A 19,024-nucleotide genomic window follows, 5' to 3' on the forward strand; every position below is an offset into this window, starting at 1 on the left:
CCGTACGCCCTCTATACGTCCTACGTCATACGTCGAGTTGATCGGCGACCGCGCGCAGCAGTCCGGCGATCTTCTTTCCTGCGACCTTGTCGGGGTAGCGGCCGCGCTCCAGCATCGGCGTGATGTTCTCCAGGAGGGTGGTCAAATCCTGGACGATGGAGGCCAGTTCGTCGGGCTTCTTACGGGTCGCCGCCGCGACGGACGGGGTCGGGTCGAGAACGACGACCGAAAGGGCCTGGTCACCGCGTTGTCCGGCGACGACGCCGAACTCCACGCGCTGGCCCGGCTTCAGTGTCTCGACTCCGGCGGGGAGGACCGAGGAATGGACGAAGACGTCACCGCCGTCGTCGCGGGAGAGAAAGCCGAAGCCCTTCTCGCTGTTGAACCACTTGACCTTGCCGGTAGGCACGTCTGTTCCTCGTCCTCGTACTCGTCGGAAAACTGCTTCTGAAAACGGCTCTTGATAGCACTGGGGCGGGTCGTCGGACCCGCCGGTACCAAGGCTAATGGTCTTAGGGCCGGTGACAAGACGTCGCCCGGTTGTTCCTTCGGGCAGGGAACTACCCTGGTCGGGTGCGTGACAAAACCCAAGCGAATTCCGCCGGGCCCGGTGACCGACTGATCCGTGCCGGTGCCATCGTGTTCTTCGTCGGTACGGTGGCCACACTCGTCACCGTGGCCCCGCTGTTTCTCGGTACGACGCCCTTTCCGACGTACATGTTCGGACTGAGCATGCTCATGGGCGTCGGCTTCCTGATCGCCGCCGCCGGGGTGCTGCGGTCGGTCGCGGCGGGGCGGCGTCAGGCGCGGGCGGCCGGGAGGTAGCCGGCGAACCAGGCCGGGAACTCCGTGAGGTCGGCCAGGACCACGTCCGCGCCGGCCTCGGCGAGCTCCGCCGCGCTGCACGGGCCGGTCGGCACCGCGACCGACAGGGCCTCGGCGGTGCGGGCGCCGCGCACGTCACCGACGTGGTCGCCGACGTACACCGACGCCCCGTGCTCGCGCAGGGCCACCGCCTTCTGCTCGGCCCAGAGGTTGCCGATGACGGCATCGGGCGCCATGCCCAGGTGCTCCATGTGCAGCTTGGCGTTGGGCTCCCACTTGGCGGTCACGACGACGGCCCGGCCGCCCGCCGCCTGCACGGCCGCTATCGCCTCCCGGGCGCCCGGCATCGCGAGGGTGCCGGTGATGGCGTACGTCGGGTAGAGCTCACGGTAGAGATCGGCGACGGCCGCGACCCGCTCCGCGGGGAACCAGTGGGCCATCTCCTCCGTCAGCGGCGGCCCGAGCCGCGTCACCGCGAGGTCGGCGTCGATGTACGTCCCCGTCCGCTCGGCGAGCGCCACGTAGCAGGCGTGGATGCCGGGGCGGGAGTCGATGAGGGTCATGTCGAGGTCGAAGCCGACGGTCGGTCCCTCGGTGGGTCCCTCGATGGGTCCCTCGGTGGGGGCGGAGATGGGTGCAGTGGCCATATACGCCATTGTGCCCAGTCGCGGCGGCCGGCTTCCCGTTATTTCCGCCGCTGGGACCGCCACACCACGAACAGCGCCGACGCCACCGCCGCGCCCCGGACCACCCAGGGCCAGGTGTCGGCGACCGCGGCGTTCATCTGCCCCTCGGCGATGGGCTCGCCCCAGCGGCCGTCGTTGCGGCCCCACAGCCACCCGATCCCGGCGGTGAGCGCCAGGCCGGGCAGGTACATCACCGCCCACTTGGTCTCCGTGTCGGTCAGCCGCCGGGAGGCGTAGGCGATGAGCCAGCCGACGAGGAGCACGACGAGGTTGCCGATCACGGCGCCGACGACCAGGCAGCCGGCGGCGAGCAGCAGCAGGGGGTTGGTCCACTTGCCCTTCGGCAGGGCGAACAGGCGCCGCCGGCGCGGGACCGCGGCCTCCTCGACGACTTCGTCCGCTGCCTCCGCCGCCGCCTTCTCGACCGGCGGTTTCGGGGTCTCCTTCGGCGGCGGGGGCTTGAGCAGCTCGGGGATCTCCACGCCGCCGACGAAGCCGGGGACGCCCTCGCCGGCCCCGAACGGGGAGTCCCCCACCCGCCACCAGTCCGGCGGGAGCGTGCTGTCCCCGAGCTCGGCCGGGCCGGCGAGGTGCGGCGGGGCCGGGGCCTCGTCGGGGGTCTCGGCGGGGCGGGGCTTGGGGATGATCCGGCGCAGCCCCTTGGGGCGCGGCTCCGCCACCTCCCGGTCCCGCTGCACGGGTACGGCGGTGGGGGTGGGCGCGGGCACCGACGCGGCCTGCGGGGCGCCGCCGGCCGCGGTGACGACCTCGTCGGGGCTGCCGAGCCGGTCGATGATGCGGCGCACGGCCGCGGGACTGTCCACGGGGGCCTTGGCGCGGCGCCGGTCGATCTCGTTGCGCAGCTCGGAGACGAGGCGCATGCGGGTGCCGGACGGCAACTGCCGCTGCTGCGCGACGTCGCCGACGCGGCTCAGATACTCGTAGACGACCTGATCGCTCTCGATATCCACGAAGTCCCTCCGGGGTGCGGCGCGTTGAAACCCCGGAGTGACGGTATCGCGCGCGGGGCGGGGGACGTAGCCGCGTACGGTCGTGCCGTCGGCGTGGTCGCAACCCACCGAGCCGCGCCGCACCGTCGTACCGACCGGATACCGTGGGTCGGATGAGCACCCCGGCCACCCCGCCCCGCTCCCTCGCCGAAGCCCTCCGGGCCAGGGACGACGTCTCCCTGGCCGCCCTGCTGCGGGCCCGCCCCGACCTCATCACCCCCGTCCCGACCGACCTCACCCAGCTCGCCACCCGCGCCGGGACGCGTGCCTCGGTCGTGCGGGCCCTCGAACGCCTGGACCGGTTCGCTTTGCAGACCGCGGAGGCGCTCGCCGTGGCCGGGGACCCGGCGTCGTACGAGGAACTGCTCGGGCTGATGGGCGGGGACGGCGGGGACCACGCCGTCGCCGCCGCGCTGCCCCGCGCGGTGGGCACGCTGCGCGAGCAGGCGCTGCTGTGGGGCGAGGACACGCGGCTGCGGCTGGTGCGCACCGCGCGGGAGCTGCTCGCGCCCTCGCCGCAGCATCCGTCGCCGACCGGGCTCGGGCCGACCGTTGCGGAGGCGTCGGCGGGGATGTCGCCGGGGCGGATCCAGGAGATCGTGACCGCGGCCGGGCTGCCGTCCACGCACGACTCGGTGTCGGCGGTGGCCGCGCTGACCGGGCTGTTCACCGACCGCAGGCGGATGGCGAAGCTGCTCGGCGGGCAGCCGGAGGAGTCCCTCGACGTGCTGCGGCGGCTGATGTGGGGGCCGCCGTACGGGCAGGTCACCGCCGATCCGGCGCCCCGGCTGCGGCGGCTGCTGGACCTCGGGCTGCTGCTGCCGACAGCGCCGGGGACGGTCGTCCTGCCACGCGAGGTCGCGCTGCATCTGCGGGGCGGGCTCGCGCACCGGGCGACCGAGCCGGTGCCGCCGGTCGTGGAGGCGGCGGCGTCGTACCGTCCACAGGTTGTGGACGCGACGGCGGCCGGGCAGGCGTACACCGCGCTGGCGACCGTCGAGGAGCTGCTGAAGGACTGGGACGAGGGCGGGCCCGCGGTGCTGCGGGCCGGCGGGCTGAGCGTGCGGGACCTGAAGCGGACCGCGGTCGCCCTCGACGTGCCCGAGCCGATCGCCGCGTTCTGGGTCGAACTGGCCTACGCGGCCGGGCTGCTGGCCTCCGACGGCGAGGCCGACGAGCGGTACGCGGCGACCCCGGCGTACGACGAGTGGCTGGAGCAGCCCCCCGCGGAACGCTGGGCGCGGCTCGCGGAGGCGTGGCTGGCGGCGACCCGGACGCCGGGGCTGGTCGGCGGCCGGGACGCGAAGGAGCGGACCCTGTCGGCGCTGGGCCCCGGCCTCGACCGCAGCGCCGCGTCGGAGGTACGACACCGGGTGCTGACCCTGCTGGCGGGCCTCCCCGAGGGCGCGGCACCGACGGCGGAGTCGGTACTGGCGCGGCTGCGGTGGGAACGGCCGCAGCGCCGCGAGGACGACCTGCGCTCACGGCTCGCCCAGTGGACCCTCAGCGAGGCCGAGCTGCTGGGCGTCACGGGGCGCGGGTCACTGTCGGCGCACGGGCGGGCGTTGCTGGGGGCGGCGGCGCCCGACCGGGCGAGCACGGCACACGAGCCGACCGGCCCCGGCGACAAGCTCCCCGTGCACCATCACCCCGTACCGGCACCCCACCCGGAACCCCTCTCCGCCGCCGAGCAGGCCGTCGCCGTCGCGGCCGCCGGGCGGTTGCTGGCGCCGCTGCTGCCCGAGCCGCTCGACCATGTGCTGCTCCAGGCCGACCTGACGGCGGTGGCGCCCGGGCCGTTGCGGCGGCCGCTCGCCGACATGCTGGGCGTGCTCGCGGACGTGGAGTCCAAGGGCGGGGCGACCGTGTACCGGTTCACGCCGGGCTCGGTGCGGCGGGCGCTGGACGCCGGGCAGTCCGCCTCCGACCTGCACGCCTTCCTGACCGCGCACTCCCGTACGCCGGTGCCGCAGCCGCTCGCCTATCTGATCGACGACGTGGCCCGCAAGCACGGGCACCTCCGGGTCGGCGCGGCCTCCGCGTACGTCCGCTGCGACGACGACGCCGTGCTCAACGAGATCCTCGCCGACAAGCGCGCCGCGGGACTGGGGCTCCGGCGGCTGGCGCCCACGGTCCTCGCCTCGCAGGCCGACCCGGCCGCCCTCCTGGACGGGCTGCGCTCGATGGGGTTCGCGCCGGCCGCCGAGTCCGCCGAGGGCGATGTCCTGATCGCCCGCGCCCACGCCCACCGCACCCCGCCGCGCACCGCCCCCGAGCCGGTCCCGGACGGCCCACCGGTGCCGGACGCCACGCTGCTGACGGCGGCGATCCGCGCGATCCGGGCCGGTGACCTGGCCTCCACGACCCCGCGCAAGCAGGCCCCCTCGGCGGGCCCGACCGGTGAGCTCCCGCGCACCAGCTCCGCCGAGACCCTCGCCACCATGCAGGCCGCCGTCCTCACCGGCGAGACCCTGTGGATCGGCTACGTCAACGCCGAGGGCGCCGCCAGCCAGCGCGTCATCGCCCCGGTCCGAGTGGAGGGCGGCTTCGTGACGGCGTACGACCACACGGCGGACGAGGTACGGACGTACCCACTGCACCGGATCACGGGGGTCGCGGAGCTCGCGGACGACCAGGGGTGATCGCCTTCCTTCCCGGACGCCCCTGAGATACCCCTAAACCTCGCGAACACCGACCAAAGCGAGGTTGCACGCAAAACGGCTGTATCGATCACGGTCGGTGTGCTATTCCGGTGGCAGCACGCATCGGCGGCCGGAAGTGATCGGTGGGCGTGGGCCGGTGCGGACCGGGGGACGGCGGGGGGACGGCCGTATGAGCAGTGCGGGGAATCCAGGGGACGGCGGACCGGGAGCCGGGCAGCCGCCGGACGACCGGGCGCATCGAAGGGCCGCGCGGGCGACCATCTGGCAGGGCGTCGTGGTCGGGATCGCGACCATCGTCGCGGCGGTGCTTGCCGCCTATTTCAGCGGAGTCTTCAACGGCGGCTCCGACCAGAAGCCCACGTCCTCGGTCTCCTCCGCACCCCTGCCGCCGGGCGACACGGGTGACTCGCCGACGCCCAAGAGGCCCGTCGACGACCGCACGAGCGAGACACCTGACGACGAGATCACGTCGGAGGAACCGGACGGCGCTCTCACCGCGGACGAGCGGGCGCTGGCCGAGCGGGTCGGCGGCGACCTGTCCGGGTGCCGGAGCGCCGACCCCGGCGACTACGCCTCCGTCGCGGTGAACTGCGAGTCCGCCCAGGGACCGGCGACGGACCCGATCGTGCTGTCCTTCGCCGACGCCGACCAGATGCGGAACTGGATGACCGAGGAGACGTCGGACTTCACGGTCTCCGAGACCGGAAGCTGCGAGAACCACGGGAACTACGCCGGCCTCTGGAACCTGTACGGCACCGACGCCGGGACGGTGGCCTGCCATTGGGGCGACGGTGTGTACCGCATCGCCTGGTCCTTCGAGGACCAGCTCATCGGGGTGGTAGCCGAGAGCCCCGACGCCGATTCGCTCGTGACGTGGTGGAAGTCAGCGCCCGTCGATCCCTGAGTCTCAGCACCGCACGACCGACGAGTCCGCCGCCAGGCCGAAGTGGGTGCGGGCTGCCGTCTCCAGGGGTGTGGTCGAGAGCGTGTCGTCGAGTTCGGTGCGGGTGAAGTGGCCGAAGTGGGTGTGCGTCCACTCCGCGTAGCCCGCCCCATCGGGGGGCTCCTCCTGGGACACGATGCGGTAGCCGCCGTCGGCGTCCCGCTTCAGGCGCAGTACCTGCGGGACGTGGGCGCCGGAGCACTCGACCAGGGCGTGTGCCTGGACGCCGTACTCCATGCAGAGCGTGTCGACGCCTGCCCGCACGACTCCGTCCCTCTCGTTCAGCTCCAGCGCCTCCGCGTGGCAGAACCACCGCGCGTCGAGCTCCGGGGCGGTTTCGCCGTACCCGGTGCCGTGCGCCTCGGCCACCAGGCGGGCCTCGATCGCCGGACGTATCTCCTGCCACAGGTCGCTGTCGACGTCCTGCGGCCACACCACCCACGCCCCCGTGGCCACGAACACCGCCGTCGCCCCGAGCCCGAACCCCCACCTGACCACCGACACGCGTGCTCCTCACTCCGCCGGTCCCCGCCCGACTAGACAGGCAGGACGGGGCAGAGGTTGCATCGGCGCCCGGACCGCTTCTCGCCGGTATGCGGCACACTGGAGGTTTGGCCCGTGCGGAAGGGAAGTGCGTACGTGAACGGACCGCTGATCGTCCAGTCGGACAAGACCCTGCTCCTGGAAGTCGACCACGAGCAGGCCGACGAGTGCCGTCGGGCCATCGCGCCGTTCGCGGAGCTGGAGCGGGCACCGGAGCACATCCATACGTATCGGGTGACGCCGCTGGGGCTGTGGAACGCGCGCGCGGCCGGGCATGACGCCGAGCAGGTCGTCGACGCGCTCGTGCAGTACAGCCGGTACCCGGTGCCGCACGCGCTGCTCGTCGACGTCGCCGAGACCATGGACCGGTACGGACGGCTGACGCTGAGCAAGCATCCCGCGCACGGGCTCGTGCTGACCACCACCGACCGGCCGGTGCTGGAGGAGATCCTGCGGTCGAAGAAGGTCGCGCCGCTGGTCGGGGCGCGGCTCGACCCGGACACCGTCGTCGTGCATCCCTCCGAGCGCGGGCAGATCAAGCAGACGCTGCTGAAGCTGGGCTGGCCCGCCGAGGACCTCGCCGGGTACGTCGACGGCGAGGCGCACCCGATCGAGCTGGCCGAAGACGGGTGGGCCCTGCGGCCGTACCAGAAGCAGGCCGTGGAGAACTTCTGGCACGGAGGGAGCGGGGTCGTGGTCCTGCCCTGCGGTGCCGGGAAGACCCTCGTCGGGGCCGGGTCCATGGCGCAGGCCAAGTCGACCACGCTCATCCTCGTCACCAACACCGTCTCCGCCCGGCAGTGGAAGCACGAGCTGGTGAAGCGGACCTCGCTGACCGAGGACGAGATCGGCGAGTACAGCGGGACGAGAAAAGAGATCCGGCCCGTCACCATCGCCACCTATCAGGTGCTGACGACCCGGCGTAAGGGCGTCTATCCGCACCTGGAGCTGTTCGACTCCCGGGACTGGGGGCTGATCGTCTACGACGAGGTGCATCTGCTGCCGGCCCCGGTGTTCAAGTTCACCGCCGATCTTCAGGCGCGCAGGCGGCTGGGCCTCACGGCCACCCTCGTCCGGGAGGACGGGCGGGAGTCGGACGTCTTCTCGCTCATCGGGCCCAAGCGGTTCGACGCGCCCTGGAAGGAGATCGAGGCGCAGGGCTACATCGCGCCCGCCGACTGTGTCGAGGTCCGGGTCAACCTGACCGACTCCGAGCGGCTCGCGTACGCCACCGCCGAGCAGGAGGAGAAGTACCGGTTCTGTGCGACGACCGCGACGAAGCGGAAGGTCACGGAGGCGCTGGTACGACGCTTCGCCGGGCAGCAGATCCTGGTGATCGGGCAGTACATCGACCAGCTCGACGAGCTCGGGGAGCACCTCGGGGCGCCGGTCATCAAGGGCGAGACGCCCAACGCGCAGCGCGAGAAGCTCTTCGACGCCTTCCGGGAGGGCGAGATCAGCGTCCTCGTGGTGTCGAAGGTCGCGAACTTCTCCATCGACCTGCCGGAGGCGACGGTCGCCATCCAGGTGTCGGGCACCTTCGGGTCACGGCAGGAGGAGGCGCAGCGGCTGGGGCGGGTGCTGCGGCCCAAGGCGGACGGGCACCAGGCGCACTTCTACTCGGTGGTCGCCCGGGACACGATCGACCAGGACTTCGCCGCGCACCGGCAGCGGTTCCTGGCGGAGCAGGGGTACGCCTACCGGATCGTGGACGCCGACGAGCTGCTGACGGAGGGATGAGGCCCCCCGGCGGGTCTCCCGGGGTCTAACGCCTGCGGCGGACGCCCGCCTCTTCGCCGTACTCGCCGAGGATGATCACCTCGAACGCGGTGCCGACGAAGACGCGTATCGCGCGGAAGGCGTCGCCGAGGCGGTGGGTGGGGTGGGTGTCGGTGACGGGGGTCGCTCCGGAAGGGCGACCGGGGGCTGGGGTGATGGTCGCTGCACTCATGTCTCCATGGTGGCTTTCGAGGCATAAGGAGAGCATCGGCCCAAGGTCCCGACTTGCTGTGATACCTGAGTCGTAGGGGCTCCCGGGGGCCGTCCCCTAGGGGAGGGCCCCCGGAAATGCATTGGCGGCCCCCGCGCACGCTCACCTACAATCTCCGCTCTTGCCCGCCTCCCTCCACGGAGCGCCGCCGCCCGGACGGAAACCGGTCGGTACTCGCAGCAGCAGCCACCCAGCCCGCAGCACCTTGCAGCACCTTCGGAGGCACCCCCTTGTCCACGCCCGTCGACGACCCCGCGCCCCTGGACGACCCCCTCGGCCGCGAGCGCGGCCATCTCGCCGCGTCCCGTGCCGCCCTGCGCGCGATGCGGGAGGACGCCGAGTCCCTCGACATCAAGGACGTCACCGCGAACTGGGTCAACGCCCAGATCCTGGAACGCCAGATCAACGAGCGCATCGCGGCCCTCGCCGACCTCAGCGACACCCCGCTCTTCTTCGGCCGCCTCGACTATCTGCACGCGCCCGGCACGGACCTGGCCGAAGGCGCGGACGGCGAGCGCTTCTACATCGGCCGACGGCACGTCCACGACCACGACGGCGACCCGATGGTCATCGACTGGCGTGCGCCGGTCTCGCAGCCGTTCTACCGGGCGTCCAAGAAGGACCCGATGGACGTGGGCCTGCGCCGCCGCTTCGGGTACACGCGCGGTGACATCACGGCGTACGAGGACGAGCACCTCTCCGACCCCGCCGAGGCGGCCACCACCAGCAAGCTCCTCCAGCAGGAGATCGAGCGGCCGCGTGTGGGTCCGATGCGGGACATCGTCGCGACCATCCAGCCCGAGCAGGACGAGATCGTGCGGTCGGGGCTGGGCGGCACGGTGTGCGTGCAGGGCGGGCCGGGGACCGGGAAGACGGCCGTCGGTCTGCACCGGGTCGCTTATCTGCTGTACGCCCACCGCGACCGGCTCGCCCGCACCGGCACCCTCGTCATCGGGCCGAACCGGTCCTTCCTGCACTACATTGAGCAAGTGCTGCCCGCGCTGGGCGAGTTGAGCGTGCAGCAGGCCACGGTCGACGACCTGGTGGCGAAGGGCGTCGAGGTGCGCGGCACGGACGACGCGGCCGCCGCGGTCATCAAGGGTGACGCGCGGATGGCGGACGTCCTGCGGCGGGCTGTGTACTCGCATGTGACGATGCCGACCGAGCCGGTCGTGGTCGTGCGCGGCTCGCGGCGGTGGCGGGTCCCGGCGTACGAACTGGAGGACATCGTCCGCGAGTTGCTCGACCGCGACATCCGCTACGGCGCCGCCCGCGACGCCCTCCCGCAGCGCATCGCGCATGCCGTGCTGGTGCAGATGGAGCGCTCGGGCGAGGCGCCGGACGACCGGGTGCAGGACTCGGTGGCGCGCAATGCGGCGGTGAAGGCGGCCGTGAAGCAGATCTGGCCGCCGGTCGACCCGGCGAAGCTGGTGCTGCGGCTGCTGACGGACGCGGACTTCCTCGCCACGCACGCGGACGGGATCCTCGACGAGGACGAGCAGAAGACGATCCTGTGGGCGAAGCCCGTGCGGTCGGTGAAGTCGGCCAAGTGGTCGGCCGCGGACGCGGTGTTGATCGACGAGGCGACGGACGTCGTCGAGCGCACGCACTCGCTCGGGCATGTGGTGCTGGACGAGGCGCAGGACCTCTCCCCCATGCAGTACCGGGCGGTCGGCCGCCGCTGCACCACCGGCTCGGCGACCGTCCTCGGCGACCTGGCGCAGGGCACCACGCCCTGGGCGACGCGGAGTTGGGACGAGGCGCTCGCCCACCTCGGCAAGGCGGACGGCGTGATCGAGGAACTGACGGCCGGTTTCCGCGTACCGACGGACGTCATCACCTACGCCTCCCGGCTGCTCCCGCACATCGCGCCGGGTCTGACGCCGGTGGCGTCGGTCCGTGAGAACCCCGGCTTCTTCGACCTCCGTGCGATCACCGGCACGGCCGACGTGGTCGCCGCCTGCGAGGAGTTGCTGCGCAACGAGGGCTCGACGGGCCTGATCGCGGCCGACGCCCGGGTCCCGGCCCTGGCGGAGGCCCTCGACGCGGCCGGCATCGGCTACCTCGCGCCCGGCGAGGAGACGACCGAGGAGACGCGCCTGACCCTCGTCCCCGCCTCGCTCGCGAAGGGCCTGGAGTACGACTACGTGGTCCTGGACGAGCCGCAGGCGGTCGTGGACGGCGAGCCGGATGAGCGGACGGGGCTGCGGCGGTTGTACGTGGCACTCACCCGTGCGGTGTCGGGGTTGATCGTGACCCATGCGGCGCCGTTGCCGGTTCAGCTCGGCTAGTCAGACGGGTTGCGGCTGAGGGGGTGCCGCTTGAGGCCGGGGGCCGGGTGCAGGTTCGAGGGGGCTGGGCGCGCCCGCGCGGCGGAGCCGCACATTGATACAGCCCCGCGCCCCTAAAAGCCTTGCAGTGCGCGGCGCCATTCTTCTACCGCCCTCGCCGACACCGGGTGTTCCCAGCCCCTCGGCCTCGCCGCGCCCCCGATGTGGAAGGCCTCAATACCCGCCGCCAGCAGCTGCGGAACATGCTCCAGCACCAAGCCCCCGCCCACCAGCAGCTGCTGCTCATACCCCGGCTCCCCCGTCCTCGCCGCCTCCGCGAGCAGCGTGGGGAGGCCGGTCTCGACGCCCTTCGCCGAACCTGCCGTGAGGTAGGTGTCCAGGCCCGGCAGGTCGGCGAGCTGCTTGCGCAGGGCGTCCCGGTCGGCGGTGTGGTCGATGGCGCGGTGGAAGGTCCAGGGGCAGCCGTCCAGCTCCGCGACCAGTCGCTCCACGGCCGCCAGGTCCACGCCGCCCTCCGTGTCGAGGAACCCGAGCACGAACTGGTCGGCACCGGCCGCCCGCAGCTCGCCGGCGGTGCGGACCAGCCGGTCGACATCTCCCGCCGCGAAGCCGTCCGTCAGGCGGAGCATCACGCGCAGGTCGATGTCGACGGCGGCCCGGATCGCGGCGAAGGTCGCCACGGACGGGGTCAGACCGTCGGCCGCCATGTCGGTCACCAGCTCCAGCCGGTCCGCGCCACCGGCCTGCGCCGCGATCGCGTCCTCGGCGTCGAGCGCGATGACCTCGAGGACTGCACGCTTGCTCATGGGACCCCGTTCGTAGGCGTAGGCGACAGGTCTAGTCCAATCTCAGGGTACGCCAGCCCTCAGAAGAAGATGTTCAGCTCCGCCGCCTCCGCCCCGGCCAGTTCGAAGGCCCGCCCCTCCACCGGACGCCCCGCGTACAGCCGTACGAGGGTGGCGGCGTCCCCGATGTACCGGGCCGGCGTCCGCTCCCCCGACACCGCGCCCAGCGTGAGCGGTTCGTCGACGTCGTCCAGGTCGGCGTGCAGGGGCAGGGTCCCCTTGTTCCGGGTGATCCGGGACAGCAGCAGGAGGGCGCGCGGCAGGCCGGGGCCCGCGTAGGCGCCCGGTTCGCCGAGCGCGTCACGTACGTCGCCGCCGTGCACCCATTCGCCCACCGCGGCCAGGTCCAGCACCCCGCCCGCCTTGGCGATCACCGGCCCGGCCTCGGTCATCCCGCGCTCCAGCTCGTCCACGACCTGCGCGTTCGTCCATTCGGCGCGCTCGGCGATGTCCCGGTCGTTCGCCTCCGGCGAGAAGACGTCCTTCTCGAAGCGGCTCTCCACGATCCGCATCAGCGCGGACGAACAGTGCGCCACCACGTCCCGGACGGTCCAGCCGGGACACCCGGCGGTGGGGAGCGCGAAATCGGCGTCCGGGCGGGACCGCAGGAGCGGGATCAGACCGTCGCGCTCGGTGGTGAGGAGGAGGCCGGGCAGGTCGGGGTCGCGTACGTCCTCAGTCGTCGTCATGTCCCCACACGCTAGGGGCGCGCGACAAGTAGCGCGACAATCGGTACATGGTCGATCTCGATGCCCTCCGCGTCCGTTTCTCCCACGCGCTCCGGTCGGTCAGGGGTACCGGTGACGGCCCCGACCCCACCCCCTACGCCGACGACCTCCTCGCCCGCTGGCAGGAGCCGCAGCGGCGCTATCACACGCTCGCGCACCTCACCGCGGTCCTGGACCACGTCGACGTGCTGGAGAAGTACGCGGACGCCCCGGACGTCGTACGGCTCGCGGCCTGGTTCCACGACGCCGTGTACCTGCCCGAGCGGTCGGAGAACGAGGAGCGGTCGGCGCGGATCGCCGAGCGCGCCCTCCCCGAGGCCGGCGTCCCCTCGGAGACGACCGCGGAGGTCGCACGGCTCGTGCGGCTCACCGTCACCCACGACCCCGCCGACGACGACCGCGACGGACAGGTACTGTGCGACGCCGACCTCGCGATCCTCGCCGCCCCGCCCTCCGCGTACGCCGCGTACACGGCCGCCGTGCGCGAGGAGTACCACTTCGTCCCCAACGAGGCCTTCCAGGAGGGGCGTTCGGCCATCCTGCGGCAGCTTCTCGATCTGCCCAGGCTGTTCCGGACGCCGTACGGGGCGGCCGAGTGGGAGGCGACCGCCCGCTACAACCTCGCCGCCGAGCTGGAAATGCTGTCGCCCTGAGGGCGGCGGCCTCATAGCCTGCACCTCATGGGACACAGGGGTGCGGAGCGGGTGGAAGAGGCCGTCGCGGGGGCCGTGGCGGTACTGCGGGGCGCGGTCGAGCGGGACTGGGACGGTGTGCGGGCCGGGCGGTGCGAGTGGAGTTGCCGGGAGACGGCCCAGCACATCGCGCAGGACCTGATCGTCTACGCGGGGCGGCTGGCCGGGCAGGTGCAGGACACCTACCGTCCCTTCGACATCGTCGTCGACGACGACAGCACGGACAACGCTCGCGTACTCCAACTCATCGAGGGCGGAGGGGTGTTGCTCTCCGCCACGGTCCGGGTGACGCCGCCCCGGGCCCGCGCCTATCACCCGCGGCCGTACTACTCCGCCAACCCCGAGGGGTTCGCCGCGCTCGCCGTCGGGGAGGTGCTGCTGCACACCCACGACATCGCCGAGGGGCTCGGCCTGGCCTACGAACCCCCGGCCGACCTCGCCGAGTTCGTGCTCACCCGCATGTTCCCGCACATCCAGCCAGGCGCCGAGCACTGGCCCACCCTGCTGTGGGCCACCGGCCGCGGCGAGCTGCCCGGCCGCGCCCCGGTCACCGAGTGGGACTGGTACAACAACCTCGTCCTGCCCACCGAGCGCCTCACCCTGGAGGGCCTCACCCCCGCGGCCGCCGCCGACCTGCGCCTGGGCGGCGACGGCGGCTACGACTGGGTCGCCGACGGCCCCTTCGACGGCACCCGCGAGGCCGCCGGGATGCTGGTCAAGGCGTACGAGGCGGGCGTGCACCGCCCGGAGTGGGGCGTCTTCGTCCTCGTCCGCCGCGAGGACGGCAAGGCGGTCGGCGGCATGGGCTTCCACGGCGCCCCGGACGAGGACGGCCGCGCGGAGGTCGGCTACGACCTCGCCCCCTCCGCCCGCGGCCAGGGCTACGCCACGGAGGCGCTGCGCGCGCTGAGCGAGTGGGCGCTGGCGCGGGACGGCGTACGGCTGCTCATGGCGACGATCGAGGAGACGAACCGCGCCTCCCAGGCCGTCGTCACCCGCGCCGGATACACCCGGGCGACGGTCGGGGAGCAGCACGAGGTGCTCACCCACGAACAGCACGCGCCGCACGAGGAGGACACCGACCTCCGCCTGTACCTGCGCAAGCAGAGCTAGGGCCTGTCCTGGGCGGGACGCCCCTTCGGGCGCCGCAGCCCCGACTCCGTCAGCAGCCGCACCACCTCGCGGCTGCTGACCTCCACCGCGCCGGCGGCCACCACGTCCGCGTACCGGTGCGCGGGGATGTCGTAGTGGTCGCGTTCGAAGGCCCGGCGCGGGACGCCCAACCCGTCGGCGAACGCGTGGAGTTCGTCGTACGACACGTCGCTCACCAGGTGGGACCACATCCGGCCGTGTCCCGGCCAGGCGGGTGGGTCTATGTAAACGGTCACGAGGAGGGCGTCCCGCCGGGCACCGAGCCCAGCGCGCCCACGGACGCGACCCGCACGCCCGCCTTGTGGCACACCCAGGACGGATCGGGTCCGAGCTCCGGCTCGACCTCCAGCGCGTGCGGGTCACCGGCCCCGCAGACCGGGCACAGCGGCCAGCGGCCGTAACGCTCCAGGAGCGCGTCCTGGACGTCCTGCGCGACCAGTCCGGCCACGAACTCCGCGCCGTCCGGCCATTGCTCCACCCACCAGCGGCGCTGTACGACGGACTCCTCGACGAGCGACACCACGTCCGCGTCGGCGACCTCTCCCGCGACCAAGTCGGCGAGCACGAGGGCGCGTGCCGCGTGCAACGCCTGCTCCAAAGGGCTTACGGGGAGGCCGGAGGGATCCATGCCTCCATTGTGCGCACTCTTGACCACGGGACCGAGCCGAAAATATCTTTCATATGTGACCCGGGAAGTGAAGGAAATTTTCGGCAGCGCCTCGGGCGGCCCGAGTGGTCCGGGCGGTCCCGGTGGTCAAGGCACACCGCCCGCCCCCGCCGCGCTCGCCGCCAAGGTGCGCACGCTCACCCCTTCCATGACCCGCTCCATGCAGCGGGTCGCCGAGGCCGTCGCCGGGGACCCGGCCGGCTGCGCGGCCCTGACGGTCACCGGCCTCGCGGAACTGACCGGCACCAGCGAGGCGACCGTCGTCCGCACCGCCCGCATCCTCGGCTACCCCGGCTACCGCGACCTGCGCCTCGCCCTCGCCGGCCTCGCCGCACAGCAGCAGTCGGGGCGGGCGCCCGCGATCACGACGGACATCGCGGTGGACGACCCCATCGCCGACGTCGTCGCGAAACTCGCCTACGACGAGCAGCAGACGCTCGCCGACACGGCCGCCGGGCTGGACACCGTGCAACTGGCGGCGGCCGTCGCCGCGGCGGCGACCGCCCGCCGCATCGACGTGTACGGCATCGGGGCGTCCGGGCTGGTCGCCCAGGACCTGGTGCAGAAGCTGCTGCGGATAGGGCTGATAGCCCACGCCCACAGCGACCCGCATCTCGCCGTCACCAACGCCGTGCAGCTGAAGGCGGGGGACGTCGCCATCGCGATCACGCACTCCGGGGCGACGGGGGACGTCATCGAGCCGCTGCGGGTCGCGTTCGAGCGCGGGGCCACGACGGTCGCGATCACCGGGCGGCCGGACAGCTCGGTGACGCAGTACGCGGACCATGTGCTGACGACGTCCACGGCCCGGGAGAGCGAGCTGCGGCCGGCGGCGATGTCGTCGAGGACCAGCCAGCTGCTGGTCGTGGACTGTCTGTTCGTGGGGGTGGCGCAAAGGACGTACGAGACCGCGGCGCCGGCGCTGGCTTCGTCGTACGAGGCGTTGGCGCACCGGCATCGCGGGAGAACGTAGGCAGAACCCCCCACCGTCAGTCGAAAGAGCCGCTCCCTATGACTTCGACCTCCAACCGCCGTGATCTCCGCATCGAGTTGGAAGCCCTCACCACCGAGGCCTTCCGGCCCGAGCTCGCCGACATCGATCAGTTGCCCACCCTCGACATCGCCCGGCTCATGAACGGTGAGGACGTCACCGTGCCCGCCGCCGTCGCGCAGCGGTTGCCCGAGATCGGTGCCGCCATCGACGCCGTCGCCGCCCGGATGGCCCAGGGCGGCCGGCTGGTGTACGCCGGTGCCGGGACCGCCGGGCGCCTCGGTGTGCTGGACGCCTCCGAGTGCCCGCCGACCTTCAACACCGATCCGGCGCAGGTCGTCGGCCTGATCGCGGGTGGCCCGGAGGCCATGGTGACCTCCGTCGAGGGCGCCGAGGACTCCAAGGAACTGGCGAGAGCGGACCTGGACGCGCTGAAGCTGACGCCCCTGGACACGGTGGTCGGCATCTCCGCTTCCGGCCGTACCCCGTACGCCATCGGTGCCGTCGAACACGCCCGCACCCAGGGCGCGTTGACGATCGGGCTGTCCTGCAACGCGCACAGCGCGCTGGCCGCCGCGGCGGAGCACGGCATCGAGGTGGTCGTCGGCCCCGAACTGGTCACCGGCTCCACCCGGCTCAAGGCGGGCACCGCCCAGAAGCTGGTGCTGAACATGCTGTCGACGATCACGATGATCCGGCTGGGCAAGACCTACGGGAACCTGATGGTCGACGTACGCGCCTCCAACGAGAAGCTCCGGGCGCGCTCCCGGCGGATCGTCGCGCTCGCCACGGGCGCCGGGGACGAGGAGATCGAGCGGGCGCTGGCGGAGACGGACGGCGAGGTGAAGAACGCCATCCTGGTGATCCTCACCGGCGTGGACGGCCCCGCGGCCACCCGCCTTCTGGAGGAGTCCGGCGGCCATCTGCGCGCCGCGCTCGCGGCGGCGGGCGGCTGACCCGCACGCTCGTCGGATGACCACCTCGTACGACACCGCGACAGCGCTCCTCCCCCTGGTCGGCGGCCCCGCCAACGTCACCTCCGTCGCCCACTGCATGACCCGGCTGCGGCTGGGCCTGGCCGACCCGTCCCGGGTGGACGGGGCGGCGTTGCGGGCGCTGCCGGGGGTGCTGGGCGTGGTCGAGGACGACGACACGTACCAGATCGTTCTCGGGCCGGGGGCGGTCACGCGGGTGACGGCCGACTTCGAGGCACTGCTGCGGAAGGAGACACGGCACGCCCGCAACGCGACCCCGCTGAAACTGGCGCTGCGCCGGGTGGCGAACGTCTTCGTCCCGCTCATCCCCGCGCTCATCGGCTGCGGCATCCTCGCGGGCCTCAACGGGCTGCTGGTGAACGCCGGTTGGCTGCACGGGCTGACGTCGGCCCTTTCCGCGATCGCCTCCGCCTTCATGTCCCTCATCGCGGTCTTCGTCGGCTACAACACCGCCAAGGAGTTCGGCGGCACCCCGGTACTGGGCGGGGCGATCGCGGCCGTCGTCGTGTACCCGGGGGTCGCGAAGGTGACGGCCTTCGGCGTGGCGCTGGCCCCCGGGCAGGGCGGCGTCCTGGGCGCGCTGGCGGCGGCGGTGCTCGGGACGTACGTGGAGAAATGGTGCCGCGGCCACGTACCCGCGACGCTGGACGTCCTGCTCACCCCGACGCTCACGGTCCTGGTGTCCGGCCTGGCGACCCTGTACGTCCTCATGTACGCCGCCGGTACGGTCGCCTCGGCGATCGGCACGGCGGCGAACTGGCTGCTGTCGACGACGGGCGCCTTCGCGGGCGCGGTCCTCGGCGGGCTCTTCCTCCCTCTGGTGATGCTGGGCCTGCACCAGGCCCTGATCCCCATCCACGCCACCCTCATCGAACAACAGGGCTCGACCACGCTCCTCCCCCTACTGGCCATGGCGGGCGCGGGCCAGGTGGGGGCGGCGGCCGCGGTGTACGTCCGGCTGCGCCACAACACCGCGATGCGTACGACGATCAAGTCGGCCCTGCCCGCCGGGCTGTTGGGCGTGGGCGAGCCGCTGATCTACGGGGTGTCGCTGCCGTTGGGACGCCCCTTCCTCACGGCCTGCGCGGGCGGGGCGGCAGGGGGCGCCTTCGTCGGGCTGTTCGCGATGCTCGGGGAGCGGGTAGGGGCCACGGCGATCGGCCCATCAGGCTGGGCCCTGTTCCCCCTGCTCGCCGGGGACGGCGGGCTGGGCACGGCGGCGGCGATCTACGGGGGCGGGCTGCTGACAGGGTACGCGGTCGGGTTCGGGGCGACGTACGCCTTCGGACTGCCGAAGGAGAGGTGACTCCGGCGGCGGCCGGTCGTTCCCCGACCATGAAGAACATGCTGATGGCCGCCGCTGCGCTGGCCTCCTCCGCCGTAGCCCTCGCCGCCCCCGCACACGCCGACCCCCATGATGGCAACCACTGGGGCTCGGCCGCCCCGGTGGTGTGCACCGCGGAACACGCGGTCACCCCGGTCCTTGGCGACCTCGCCTCCGCACCGACGCACGCTTGCCCCGAGGGCTGAGCTACTCAGCCGCGTTCAACAGGGCAGCCGCCCTTCCCGGTTGGCCTTCCGGACCCGCGCCCGCAGCACCTCCTCCGGCGGCGCGGGTCCGACCGACTCCGGCGGACAGTCCCACTCCCGGCCGCCACCGAGGGGACGCAGTTGTACGGTGCCGCCGACGTGTCCCATGACCTCACCGAGCCGTCCGTCGCGGGCGTCGCGCACCTGGGTTCCCACGGGCGGTCTTTCGCCGCGGAGTACGGAGGCGAGGCGTTCGGCGGTACGGATGTTGCAGCGGCCCAGATCGACGAGGGCGAAGGGTTCGCCGGTGGCGGCGGTGACGGGGTCGACGGTGAGGGACGGCAGGACGATGCCGGCGGATGTGAGAGCGGCTCGTAGGGACTCGACGATTTCCTCGGTCGACCGCATGACCTTCTTACCTCCACGCTGAGTTTGCGATTCGCAACACAGCGTGCCCGCCACGCCTCTAGCCT

At 72.7% G+C, this 19,024-nt stretch carries 21 protein-coding genes; 11 read left to right on the forward strand and 10 right to left on the reverse strand.

The features are described from left to right. Window positions 1-25 precede the first annotated feature (25 nt). A complete protein-coding gene (locus CRP56_RS49090; RefSeq protein WP_097265632.1) occupies window positions 26-409 on the reverse strand; it encodes a cold-shock protein in 384 nt (127 codons plus the stop codon). A gap of 164 nt (window positions 410-573) precedes the next feature. On the opposite strand from CRP56_RS49090, the gene CRP56_RS19070 reads away from it, so the two are divergent. Beyond that, complete coding sequence (locus CRP56_RS19070; protein WP_079306906.1) at window positions 574-825, forward strand: hypothetical protein; 252 nt, start codon at window positions 574-576, stop codon at window positions 823-825. Here the strand turns inward: CRP56_RS19070 and CRP56_RS19075 are convergent. Together CRP56_RS19075 and CRP56_RS19080 are read right to left on the reverse strand one after the other, a co-directional pair. Next, complete coding sequence (locus CRP56_RS19075) at window positions 801-1,472, reverse strand: HAD family hydrolase (protein ID WP_097265634.1); 672 nt, start codon at window positions 1,470-1,472, stop codon at window positions 801-803. The genes CRP56_RS19070 and CRP56_RS19075 overlap by 25 nt on opposite strands. Window positions 1,473-1,510: 38 nt before the next feature. Further along, on the reverse strand, window positions 1,511-2,482 hold the full coding sequence (locus CRP56_RS19080) for a hypothetical protein (protein ID WP_097265636.1): 972 nt from the start codon (window positions 2,480-2,482) through the stop codon (window positions 1,511-1,513). Between the two features lie 152 nt (window positions 2,483-2,634). Between CRP56_RS19080 and CRP56_RS19085 the strand changes: the two genes are divergently transcribed. Beyond that, window positions 2,635-5,163, forward strand: coding sequence for a helicase-associated domain-containing protein (locus tag CRP56_RS19085; protein ID WP_097265638.1), 2,529 nt, complete (start codon window positions 2,635-2,637; stop codon window positions 5,161-5,163). A 190-nt stretch (window positions 5,164-5,353) separates the two neighbouring features. Continuing rightward, on the forward strand, window positions 5,354-6,088 hold the full coding sequence (locus tag CRP56_RS19090) for a hypothetical protein (RefSeq protein WP_143664914.1): 735 nt from the start codon (window positions 5,354-5,356) through the stop codon (window positions 6,086-6,088). A gap of 3 nt (window positions 6,089-6,091) precedes the next feature. Here CRP56_RS19090 and CRP56_RS19095 read toward each other — a convergent pair whose 3' ends face one another. Beyond that, window positions 6,092-6,631, reverse strand: a complete 540-nt coding sequence (locus CRP56_RS19095) for a hypothetical protein (protein WP_097265642.1) — start codon at window positions 6,629-6,631, stop codon at window positions 6,092-6,094. A 135-nt stretch (window positions 6,632-6,766) separates the two neighbouring features. Between CRP56_RS19095 and CRP56_RS19100 the strand changes: the two genes are divergently transcribed. Continuing rightward, the gene (locus CRP56_RS19100) at window positions 6,767-8,410 is read left to right on the forward strand and encodes a DNA repair helicase XPB (RefSeq protein WP_059195861.1); all 1,644 of its coding nucleotides are present in this window, start codon (window positions 6,767-6,769) and stop codon (window positions 8,408-8,410) included. Window positions 8,411-8,435: 25 nt separating this feature from the next. Here the strand turns inward: CRP56_RS19100 and CRP56_RS19105 are convergent, their stop codons facing one another. Further along, on the reverse strand, window positions 8,436-8,621 hold the full coding sequence (locus CRP56_RS19105; protein WP_179851060.1) for a hypothetical protein: 186 nt from the start codon (window positions 8,619-8,621) through the stop codon (window positions 8,436-8,438). Between the two features lie 269 nt (window positions 8,622-8,890). Between CRP56_RS19105 and CRP56_RS19110 the strand changes: the two genes are divergently transcribed. Beyond that, on the forward strand, window positions 8,891-10,951 hold the full coding sequence (locus CRP56_RS19110) for a HelD family protein (RefSeq protein WP_097265646.1): 2,061 nt from the start codon (window positions 8,891-8,893) through the stop codon (window positions 10,949-10,951). Window positions 10,952-11,064: 113 nt separating this feature from the next. Here the strand turns inward: CRP56_RS19110 and CRP56_RS19115 are convergent, their stop codons facing one another. Both CRP56_RS19115 and CRP56_RS19120 read right to left on the reverse strand, forming a co-directional pair. Next, window positions 11,065-11,757, reverse strand: a complete 693-nt coding sequence (locus CRP56_RS19115) for a copper homeostasis protein CutC (protein WP_097265649.1) — start codon at window positions 11,755-11,757, stop codon at window positions 11,065-11,067. A 59-nt stretch (window positions 11,758-11,816) separates the two neighbouring features. After that, window positions 11,817-12,485 carry a maleylpyruvate isomerase family mycothiol-dependent enzyme gene (locus CRP56_RS19120; RefSeq protein WP_097265651.1) on the reverse strand — a complete coding sequence of 223 codons (669 nt, stop codon included), beginning with the start codon at window positions 12,483-12,485 and terminating at the stop codon, window positions 11,817-11,819. A 47-nt stretch (window positions 12,486-12,532) separates the two neighbouring features. Between CRP56_RS19120 and CRP56_RS19125 the strand changes: the two genes are divergently transcribed. Together CRP56_RS19125 and CRP56_RS19130 are read left to right on the forward strand one after the other, a co-directional pair. Further along, on the forward strand, window positions 12,533-13,177 hold the full coding sequence (locus tag CRP56_RS19125; RefSeq protein ID WP_097265653.1) for an HD domain-containing protein: 645 nt from the start codon (window positions 12,533-12,535) through the stop codon (window positions 13,175-13,177). Window positions 13,178-13,204: 27 nt separating this feature from the next. Next, window positions 13,205-14,329, forward strand: coding sequence for a GNAT family N-acetyltransferase (locus CRP56_RS19130; RefSeq protein ID WP_257040828.1), 1,125 nt, complete (start codon window positions 13,205-13,207; stop codon window positions 14,327-14,329). On the opposite strand, the gene CRP56_RS19135 is transcribed toward CRP56_RS19130, so the two are convergent. Then, the gene (locus CRP56_RS19135; RefSeq protein ID WP_097265657.1) at window positions 14,326-14,604 is read right to left on the reverse strand and encodes a DUF4031 domain-containing protein; all 279 of its coding nucleotides are present in this window, start codon (window positions 14,602-14,604) and stop codon (window positions 14,326-14,328) included. The genes CRP56_RS19130 and CRP56_RS19135 overlap by 4 nt on opposite strands. Beyond that, the gene (locus CRP56_RS19140; RefSeq protein WP_097265659.1) at window positions 14,601-14,996 is read right to left on the reverse strand and encodes a hypothetical protein; all 396 of its coding nucleotides are present in this window, start codon (window positions 14,994-14,996) and stop codon (window positions 14,601-14,603) included. Before CRP56_RS19140 ends, CRP56_RS19135 begins: the two co-directional genes overlap by 4 nt. 55 nt (window positions 14,997-15,051) lie before the next feature. On the opposite strand from CRP56_RS19140, the gene CRP56_RS19145 reads away from it, so the two are divergent. From CRP56_RS19145 to CRP56_RS19160, 4 genes are read left to right on the forward strand one after another with little or no spacing between them, the layout of a single operon-like run. Then, window positions 15,052-16,008: a MurR/RpiR family transcriptional regulator gene (locus CRP56_RS19145; protein WP_097265660.1), complete on the forward strand. Its 957-nt coding sequence runs from the start codon at window positions 15,052-15,054 to the stop codon at window positions 16,006-16,008. A 38-nt stretch (window positions 16,009-16,046) separates the two neighbouring features. Continuing rightward, window positions 16,047-16,982 (forward strand): N-acetylmuramic acid 6-phosphate etherase, encoded by a 936-nt coding sequence (gene murQ, locus CRP56_RS19150; RefSeq protein ID WP_097265661.1) that lies wholly within the window; start codon window positions 16,047-16,049, stop codon window positions 16,980-16,982. Between the two features lie 16 nt (window positions 16,983-16,998). Next, a complete protein-coding gene (locus CRP56_RS19155) occupies window positions 16,999-18,327 on the forward strand; it encodes a PTS transporter subunit EIIC (protein WP_097265663.1) in 1,329 nt (442 codons plus the stop codon). Next, entirely contained in the window at window positions 18,324-18,551 is a 228-nt protein-coding gene (locus CRP56_RS19160; protein WP_097265664.1) for a hypothetical protein, read from the forward strand. The genes CRP56_RS19155 and CRP56_RS19160 overlap by 4 nt, the downstream gene beginning before the upstream one ends. 15 nt (window positions 18,552-18,566) lie before the next feature. On the opposite strand, the gene CRP56_RS19165 is transcribed toward CRP56_RS19160, so the two are convergent. Continuing rightward, a complete protein-coding gene (locus CRP56_RS19165) occupies window positions 18,567-18,959 on the reverse strand; it encodes a hypothetical protein (protein WP_097265666.1) in 393 nt (130 codons plus the stop codon). Window positions 18,960-19,024: the final 65 nt, after the last annotated feature.

It is taken from the genome of Streptomyces sp. TLI_55, from assembly GCF_900206255.1.
Classification (GTDB): domain Bacteria; phylum Actinomycetota; class Actinomycetes; order Streptomycetales; family Streptomycetaceae; genus Streptomyces; species Streptomyces aquilus.